Origin of the sequence: Clostridium sediminicola, from assembly GCF_050402865.1 — a bacterium.
Taxonomy (GTDB): Bacteria; Bacillota; Clostridia; order Clostridiales; family Clostridiaceae; genus Clostridium_AF; species Clostridium_AF sediminicola.
The window spans coordinates 1-8,662 of record NZ_BAABMF010000045.1; the positions used below are offsets into that span (position 1 = coordinate 1).

11 protein-coding genes, 1 tRNA gene and 1 rRNA gene are annotated in these 8,662 nt (G+C 26.0%); all 13 read right to left on the reverse strand.

The annotated features are described in order from the left end of the window. Positions 1-428 precede the first annotated feature (428 nt). A complete protein-coding gene (locus tag ACQ3F0_RS26385; protein WP_428868809.1) occupies positions 429-1,340 on the reverse strand; it encodes a DUF4097 family beta strand repeat-containing protein in 912 nt (303 codons plus the stop codon). Between the two features lie 137 nt (positions 1,341-1,477). Next, positions 1,478-1,750: a hypothetical protein gene (locus ACQ3F0_RS26390; protein WP_428868810.1), complete on the reverse strand. Its 273-nt coding sequence runs from the start codon at positions 1,748-1,750 to the stop codon at positions 1,478-1,480. A 257-nt stretch (positions 1,751-2,007) separates the two neighbouring features. Continuing rightward, the gene (locus ACQ3F0_RS26395) at positions 2,008-3,036 is read right to left on the reverse strand and encodes an N-acetylmuramoyl-L-alanine amidase family protein (RefSeq protein ID WP_428868811.1); all 1,029 of its coding nucleotides are present in this window, start codon (positions 3,034-3,036) and stop codon (positions 2,008-2,010) included. 21 nt (positions 3,037-3,057) lie between these two features. Then, positions 3,058-4,014: a GNAT family N-acetyltransferase gene (locus ACQ3F0_RS26400; RefSeq protein WP_428868812.1), complete on the reverse strand. Its 957-nt coding sequence runs from the start codon at positions 4,012-4,014 to the stop codon at positions 3,058-3,060. 32 nt (positions 4,015-4,046) lie between these two features. Further along, the gene (locus ACQ3F0_RS26405) at positions 4,047-4,769 is read right to left on the reverse strand and encodes a tRNA threonylcarbamoyladenosine dehydratase (protein ID WP_428868813.1); all 723 of its coding nucleotides are present in this window, start codon (positions 4,767-4,769) and stop codon (positions 4,047-4,049) included. A gap of 636 nt (positions 4,770-5,405) precedes the next feature. Next, complete coding sequence (locus ACQ3F0_RS26410; protein WP_428868814.1) at positions 5,406-5,600, reverse strand: hypothetical protein; 195 nt, start codon at positions 5,598-5,600, stop codon at positions 5,406-5,408. 21 nt (positions 5,601-5,621) lie between these two features. Continuing rightward, the gene (locus tag ACQ3F0_RS26415) at positions 5,622-5,813 is read right to left on the reverse strand and encodes a hypothetical protein (RefSeq protein WP_428868815.1); all 192 of its coding nucleotides are present in this window, start codon (positions 5,811-5,813) and stop codon (positions 5,622-5,624) included. Between the two features lie 65 nt (positions 5,814-5,878). Continuing rightward, on the reverse strand, positions 5,879-6,049 hold the full coding sequence (locus ACQ3F0_RS26420; protein WP_428868816.1) for a hypothetical protein: 171 nt from the start codon (positions 6,047-6,049) through the stop codon (positions 5,879-5,881). Between the two features lie 22 nt (positions 6,050-6,071). Beyond that, a complete protein-coding gene (locus ACQ3F0_RS26425; protein ID WP_428868817.1) occupies positions 6,072-6,971 on the reverse strand; it encodes a DUF362 domain-containing protein in 900 nt (299 codons plus the stop codon). Positions 6,972-7,022: 51 nt separating this feature from the next. After that, the gene (locus ACQ3F0_RS26430; protein WP_428868818.1) at positions 7,023-7,517 is read right to left on the reverse strand and encodes an NAD(+) diphosphatase; all 495 of its coding nucleotides are present in this window, start codon (positions 7,515-7,517) and stop codon (positions 7,023-7,025) included. A gap of 17 nt (positions 7,518-7,534) precedes the next feature. Further along, a complete protein-coding gene (sfsA, locus tag ACQ3F0_RS26435; RefSeq protein WP_428868819.1) occupies positions 7,535-8,227 on the reverse strand; it encodes a DNA/RNA nuclease SfsA in 693 nt (230 codons plus the stop codon). Between the two features lie 238 nt (positions 8,228-8,465). Further along, positions 8,466-8,540: transfer RNA gene (locus ACQ3F0_RS26440), tRNA-Glu, on the reverse strand. Between the two features lie 5 nt (positions 8,541-8,545). Beyond that, a 5S ribosomal RNA gene (gene rrf / locus ACQ3F0_RS26445) occupies positions 8,546-8,662 on the reverse strand.

The window sequence follows — 8,662 nt, forward strand, 5'->3', positions numbered from 1 at the left end:
TTCATTGACTGGCATTTATTATCATTCTCTGTTTAATTTTCAAAGATCAAATCTGTTAAACTGTTTTGCTGTTTTTTCGACAGCTAATTTAGTTTAACACTTTTATTTCTTGTTGTCAAGAGTTTTTTATTTTTTCTTTCGACCGTTTTCTCGGTTTCTCTTGGCGACAAGGAATATCTTATCAAATTTATTGTTAGTATGTTTTTATATTAGTCTTATTACACATAATTAAATTTATTATTCTCTATTTTTCTAGTTTTTTCTTAATTATTCATATACTGATACACTAGGATAGGTTTACTTTTTATAATCTTTGATTCTAGTAATAATTCTATATTATATGGATATAATATAGAATTATTAGCTGGGTAACCCGTCAAAAATAAACTAAACTCATTAATAATAAATATTAGAATAAAAAAAATAGCTTATTCAGCTAATTTTTTTATTCTAATATTTCCTTTACTATTCTTAACAAAAATACTATATTCATCACTTCTTAGTACACCCTTTAATCCTTTGTCACTTGATATTTCATTTTTAGGTATTGGAAATTCACATCTTACATAACCTTCATTCGTTCTAGCATCTAAAGCAAAAATAGAGCTTTCAGGTAAAGCTATATTAACACTACCCTTTTCATTACGAATATCTATATTATTTTTAAACTCAATATATTCTATATCGACCTCTGCTTCTTTTGAATAAATCTCTATATTTCCTACATATTCCTTAAAATCAACTCTTCCTTCAGTCATTTCGATAAATGATTTTTTTGCATCTAACTTTTTAGCAGAGAAAACCGCAGCATCAAAAATACCCTCAAATTCTTTTAAATTACTATTTTCTATTTCTATATTTGAAGAATTACATTTTATTTCTAATTTATTTAAGTTTAAATTAGAAATCTTTAAATTTGAAGATGATGAAATAATTGAAATATCATTTAAATACTCTGTTGGTATATATATATCTAAAGTAAGACTATTTCTATTGTTATATTCTTGAAAAGAATTGTCTTTGTTAAATTTTAAAAAAAGCTTGTCCTTACTTGAATAACTTTTAATTTTGATATAATTATTATTCTCTTTGTTTAAATTCTTACCTTTTAACTCAACTTTTCCATATAAATTATATTTTACCTTATCGCCTTCTGTTTTAACTAAATTTATATCTAAATAATGAGCATCTATAAGAATATCATTAATTCCTTCAATATTTTCTTCTTCAGCTTGATCTATTGTATATGTTTGTAACTCAGCTTTATATTTTTTGCATGCATTCAGATTTATTGAAAGAAGAATCATCAATATAATAATTACTACTTTTCTAAGTCTCATTTTTTCACATCCTTATGCGAAATTTATATTAATATGTATTAGTAAATATATTTTACTATATCTGAATATCTTTTTCTATGATTAAAGACTAAAAAATCCCAAATTAAGATTTATATAAAAGTATAAGTATTTTAACTTTATCTTCTGTCTTTTTTAACTATCAAATTTGTAAACAATATTATTATAAAAGTAACTAATAATATTATTATAAAAATATTATATAATATATAACCTATTCCATTATTTATATAACTTATAATCCCACTTATAAAAGAAAATAATCCAAAAATAAAAGTATAGTTAGCAATAACTTTACTTAATTTTGAACTACTGCTTTTTTTCATAAAAACTCCAAAAGCAATAAGATATATTGCACTAAATAACATAAAATATATTTTATATTTTTCCATTTTATCCTCCTAAAATTTTGAGTTAACAACATACTTTAATTATACATTATGTTTTAACTTTCATTAAAATAATATTTTATACTTTTTTATCCTAATGAAAGTATATAATCAGAATTTATGGTAATACTAATTGATAGTATTAAAAAAAAAGCTGTGCAGCAACTCCCCCCTATATGTGCACAGCTTTTTTTAATGAAATATACATTATTAATATTTTATTTCCTTGGAAATATCACTATTATCAATAAGAAAATTATCTATTTTAATTGATCAAGTCCATGTACTATTGCCTTAGCTATCTTATCTTGATAAGAATCCGATGATAAGAGCAACTCTTCTTCCTCATTAGATAAAAAACCAACCTCAATCAAAATAACTGGTACAGTAGACCAGTTGAAACCTGAAATATCACTTCTTTCTATTAATCCTCTATTCTTGATACCTACTTCATTTGTTACTGTATCTAATATAGTTTTACCAAAAGCTTTACTTTCTTGATAAAAATTTTCACAGTATTTATTATTAGCAGGTATAAGCATAGATGCTCCTTTGGCTTTATGGTTAGTACTTGAATCTGCATGAATTCTTATTACTAGCCCTGCATTTGATTCATTTCCAACCTTAGCTCGTTCTGAATTTGCCATAATTTCCTCATTTGCTGTTTTAGTCATTACAACATTATATCCATTTTCAGTTAAGTAGCTTCTTAACTTTTGAGCAACTTGCATATTAACTTCATATTCTGGTATGCCCGTTTTATATCCAAATGCTCCTCCTGTTTGTTTATATTTCTTTTTTGTATCTCCAGGTCCAATAGGTTCCATTGATAAATCACCTTTTGTAGCATGCCCTGGATCTATAACTATGGTGTTATTTTTTAACTTATATTCTGATTTAACAATAGTTGTTTCTGTATTAGCTCTAACGTTAGTATCAACTTCTTTATTCACTACTTCTGTATTTTTTTTATTCTCTACTTCTACATTCTCTTTGTTTTTTTCCTCTTTAGTCTCTTCTTCGTCTTCAGTTTCTTTTATATCATTTTCTTTACTAATGTTTAATTCATTATTTTCAATAATTTTATTACCATCCTCTGCCTTGCTTTCTTTTTTTATATTATCAACTAAGTCATTTTTACTTTTATTATTTATTTTTGTATCAGTATTTTTTATTGTATTATTACTAGTATTAATATTTGTAGATATATTAGTTAAATTTCCTTTTCCACAAGAAGCTAGTACAAAAATAAAACATAATGATATTATTATAACTTTAAATATTTTCATTAATTTACCTCCATATATATGTTAATTTCTAAAATCGCTGTTTTCATTAACTATATAAAAAATTTTATGGTCTCTCCATTTACCATTGATAAATAAATAATTTTTACTTATCCCAATTTCCTTAAATCCACAACCCATTAATACTCTCTGCGATTTTTCATTTTCTACTAGTGTAGAAGCTTCAACTCTATGAAGTCCTAAATCATTAAATGCATAATCAATAACCATTTTAACTGCTTCTTTCATATATCCGTTACCTTGAAATTTTTCGTCTATCGAATACCCTATAAAAGCATTTTTAAAAACACCTAAGACTATATTTGAAATTTTTATTTTTCCTACCATATCTTTATTTAAGTAGATTCCAAAACTTACACTTTCATTATTTAGAAATTGTTTATACCCTTCAATCAAATACTCATTTTGTACTTTTTTAGTATAGTAATTCTCTTCTCTGTCAGGTTCATAAGGTTCTAGATGTTTTTTATTTCTTACATAATACTTTAATACATCCTCAGTGTCTTCTGGTGTTAAAACTTTAAGTTCAATTCTTTTTCCCCTTAATCTAAAAACATTTAAACACTCAACTTTTTTATATTCCTCATAATCTAGTCCAAAAATAATCTCACTATTTTGTCTTTCAGAATTATTTACGGAATTGTACATAATTCCTTCTAATTTAAAACCTAATTGACCAAATATTTTATAATTTATATCTTCATGAGCTACTGTACTTATTTTAGTTATACCTTTATTTTTATTTAATGATTCAATTATTATCTCAAGGGATTTTTTATACTCTAAATCAAATTCTATATCGTCTTTATAAAAACTAACTCTAAACAATGCAAATTTATTGTTTTCATTTATCTCTAGAAAATTAAATCTTCCTATGGATATTCCATAAACATCTTTTATAATAAATTCATTAACATTTGCTTTTTCAATCTTTACTTGTGCTTTTGATCGGTTGTTCATTTTCATATCTCCTTAACCAAAATCCAAATTAATTAATATCCAGCTAAATCTTTAATTACTTCGCCTGCCATAATAAGTCCAGCTACTGATGGTACAAAAGATACACTAGCTGGAGTATCCTTATTTTTTTTATTATAATCTCCTATCTCTTCATTTTCCCAAATTGGCTTTTGTGGTAATTCTTTTGAATACACTACCTTAAGTTTTTTTATGTTTCTTTTCTTCAACTCTTTCCTCATAACTTTTGCTAAAGGACATATACTTGTTTTAAATATATCATCAACTTCAAATTTTGTTGGATCAATTTTATTTCCAGCACCCATACAACTTATTAGATTAATGTTATTTGAATTACACCATACAGCTAATTCAATTTTTGATGTAATTGTATCTATAGCATCAATAACATAATCAACATCTCTTCCAATTATATCCTCAAAGTTATCCATATTTACAAAAGTTTTAAATACCTTTACTTCGCATAAAGGATTAATTTCTAAAATTCTATCCTTTACTATTTTAACTTTATCTAAGCCAATGGTTTTTGTAGTAGCAATCAATTGCCTATTTATATTTGTAATGTCAACTATATCTTTATCCACAACATATATTTTTCCTATTCCACTTCTTGCTATTGCTTCAGCAGTAAAGCTACCAACTCCTCCAATCCCCAAAATAACAACTTTCTTGTTTTTTAAGTTTTGCACACTATTTTTACCTAATAAAGCTTCTGATCTTTGTAACCAAGTAGTCATATTTAGTCTCCTTATCTATTTTATCAGTATTAATAGTAAAATCACAAATGATAATGAATTATATAATTTCATTAATATATTATACCAAACAAATTACATAAATATATATTTTTTCTTCCTAAAGGTGAATACTTTCATAAACTTGCTATATTTTTGTATATATTATTATTTTTATGTATAAAAAAAAGCTATTTTAAAATAGAAATTATTTTCTATTTTAATCCAGCTTTTTCTTAATAAATAATTTTATTCCGCCCTATTCCGTTTACTTCATCTGATCGTAATTTTATAAATAATATTTCTTATTGATTATAAATTTATATATTTACTAATATTCTTGATAAATTACTTTAACTTAAATTATACTTATATAAATTAAGTTAATTTATTATTTATCTTTAAAACCGCACCTTCAAAGTAAAATTTACATCATATACAATCTAATTTATTTTCTATTGTTTTCGTTCTTGAAAGTAATTTTTTTTGTATATGCACTCAATTCGATTTAATATTCATATATTCATTTGTTATACATTTGTTTGCCAATAATATTATATGCTAAATTCTTAATTTATGAACCATATTTTTAAAAATCAAAAGAGTTATTAAAACAACTATTTAATAACTCTTTTGTGTCTATTTTTCATCTAAATTTGCTGCTATTTTATCGGTTAACCCTAACTCACATTTTTGATTTACTAAATGTTTACAATTAGTACAACTTTGCTGTAACTGAGGATTGACACTTGAGACAAAATCTTGTGTTTCAATCTCGTACTTAGAACAATTCCTTGCTACAGTTTTTAGCTGTTCAAAATTTGCCATATTCATTATCCTATTACCTCCTAATTATCAATTGTTACTTATTGTTTCTCTAATTTCATCGAATAAACCTTTCTTGCATTTACTTTCAATGAAATTCTTACAATTCTCACAACTAGGAGATAAATTTGCCATACTATATAAGTTAAGAATAGAGTGTGGTTCATATCCAAAGCAATTTTCAGCTATTATTTTTTTAATTCGTTCATTAAATGTATACATAAATTTACCTCCATAAACATTGTTACATTTATTCTTCCACTAATTAAAAAAATAATTCAAATATTTTAGTATTCTTCTGGTGTTAATACAGATTCAGTTTCTCTACAATATCTAGTAATTATACATTTCCCTAAATTTCTAGGACAATTTTTACACATACAATCATTGACTTTAGTATCACACTTATTTTCTTTATATAACGTACATCTATTACAATTATCTGGAACTATCTCCATTTGATATCTCCCCCCATATTTATTACTCATCTATTGAAAATTCTTCTCCATAAACTACTTTAGAAAATTCTTTTTCAATATCCACAAGGTTAACCCCTTTTAACTCAATATTATCCACAGTTCCCTGACCAATTCCTTCTTTTATACACATAAATAAATAATTTACTGCTTGAGGTCTGAACCCTAAAAGCCTAGCACCAATAGTATCAATAGCTACAGGATCGAGGCTAGCAAGAACCATGTTAGTATTTTTAGCTACTCCTTTTGAAGGACCTGTTCCTATCATAGAAGGACTCAAACTTAAAATTGAAAGGTCAATTGGTATATTTTTCGCCATAGATAGTATAAAATCATGCAACTCATCATGAATACCCAAATTTTTTTTTGGATAACCATGAACTTCAGCAGGTGGCCATGCTAAAGCAATATTTTTAATACAAGCAGACATTGTTGCTTCTTCATGAGCCTTTAATTGCGTGAATGAAACAATAATGGTAGCATCTTGTATAATTGAATTTATCTTTGTCTTTTGAATTATTTTACCGTCAATATTCATTTCCATAAAAGGTCCAAAATTCAAATCTAAAAATTCTATACCTTCTTCATCAATTATTTTATCAAAACCAATACTATGTAAAACATTTTTTGTATTAGTACTTCCTGCTCCTCCTGCAACAATAATTCTTTTAGGAGTTCTTTCTTTAAAAAATCTGATTACTTCCCTCAGAGATTCTTGCCCTACAACTACACCTTTTTCTGGAGGGTTAGGATTAACCATATTAGCTGTTATTACTACAATATCTTCATTGGAAATAAACCCTTCTAAAGGTAAATAACTTAATGCTTTTCTTATAGCTTTCCTCTCATCATCTTCTTTCCCATAACCAACTATTGCACTTTCTAATTTTCTATTTTTTCTCATAAAAATCACCTCAACTATAGTATTTACATATATTAGAGGTGAAATTCATTTTTATTTATCAATACTTTCCAATAATTTTTTTACAACCTTTTTACCTATGGTATCTTCATTCATTTCTTGTAATGCAAATTCTAAATCTACCCACTCTGCGTGCTCTACTTCATCTGATTCTACAATCTTACCATTAACGTATTCTGCTACAAATCCAACAAATAAAAATTCTTTCTCCTTCATCGGATAACTACCTAAATATTTAGGATTTTTTATTTTAATTCCTGTTTCCTCTAAAACTTCCCGAACTGCAGTTTCCTCTAATGCTTCTCCATTGGTTACGTATCCTGAAATTAATACTTTTGAGTGTTTATATATGTAACTCTGCTTTAATAGTAAGATTTTCTTTTCTTTAATAACAGCGATGAGAACTATCGTTTTTGGGATATCAAAGTACAAAATATCGTCTGTCGGACAATAGGGTACAGCACCTTCATCCCAACTATCTATTAATTCTAGTTTTCTACTACAAATAGGACAATACTTAAAAATCATATTTTTCTCCTTAAACATTAGATTATAATTTTTACTTCCTCATATAATTCAATAGATTTTTCTGTTACTTTACAATTATACGCAAATATATCCACACCTTTTTCCACAGCTAATTTTACAGCATCTGAAAATTTTTTATCCATTTTCTCATTTGGAGAAAAACTAGATACTTCTTCTAGTTGTATTAAAAATATTATTCCAGCTCCCATACCTTCATTTTTTACGTCTATTAACTCCATTATATGTTTTGTCCCTCTTTCTGTTGGTGCATCAGGAAACATACAATGCTTATCTTCTTCTAAAGTGACTCCTTTAACTTCTAAATAATATGTCTCATTTTTATCATTTATTAATTTAAAATCAAATCTACTTTTTCCATAGGTTTTTTCCTTATAAATAGTAGAATATTGTTTCAATTTTTTAATCTTTCGCTTTAATAAAGCCTCATGAACAACTTTATTAGGAACCTGAGAATCGATATTTATAAGTTTTTTATCTTTATATCCTGCAATTAAACTAAATTTAGTTTTTCTTTTGGGGTTACTTTCTTTTCTTAAAATAACATCACAATTAGGAACTAATATTTCTTTACATCTTCCTGTATTAGGAACATGAACCATTATTTCTTTATTATCTACTATTACGTATGCTTGAAATCTATTTGGTCTTCTTAAAAATTTAGATCTTATTGTTTGTTTTTCAAATTCCATTAGTTACCTCGATTCTATTTTAATTTATATTCATATTGTATATCATTACAAGTATTTTGTTAATCTTTATTTTTAGTAAGCTTGTAATTGATATAATTTATTTAAAATATAAGTTTAATGTTTATATTGTTAATATTTATATGAATAAACTAAAACCTTTTAATTTTAGTGTGGATAACTTATATCAAAATTATATTAGAATATAAAAAAAAGAGTTCTAATTGAACTCTTTTTTTTATGGTGACTCCTAGGGGAATCGAACCCCTGTTACCGCCGTGAAAGGGCGATGTCTTAACCGCTTGACCAAGGAGCCTTATTACCTGGCAACGTCCTACTCTCCCACACAGTCTCCCGTGCAGTACCATCAGCGTGTTGAAGCTTAACCTTCGTGTTCGGAATGGGAACGGGTGTTACCTTCAAGCTATAATCACCAGA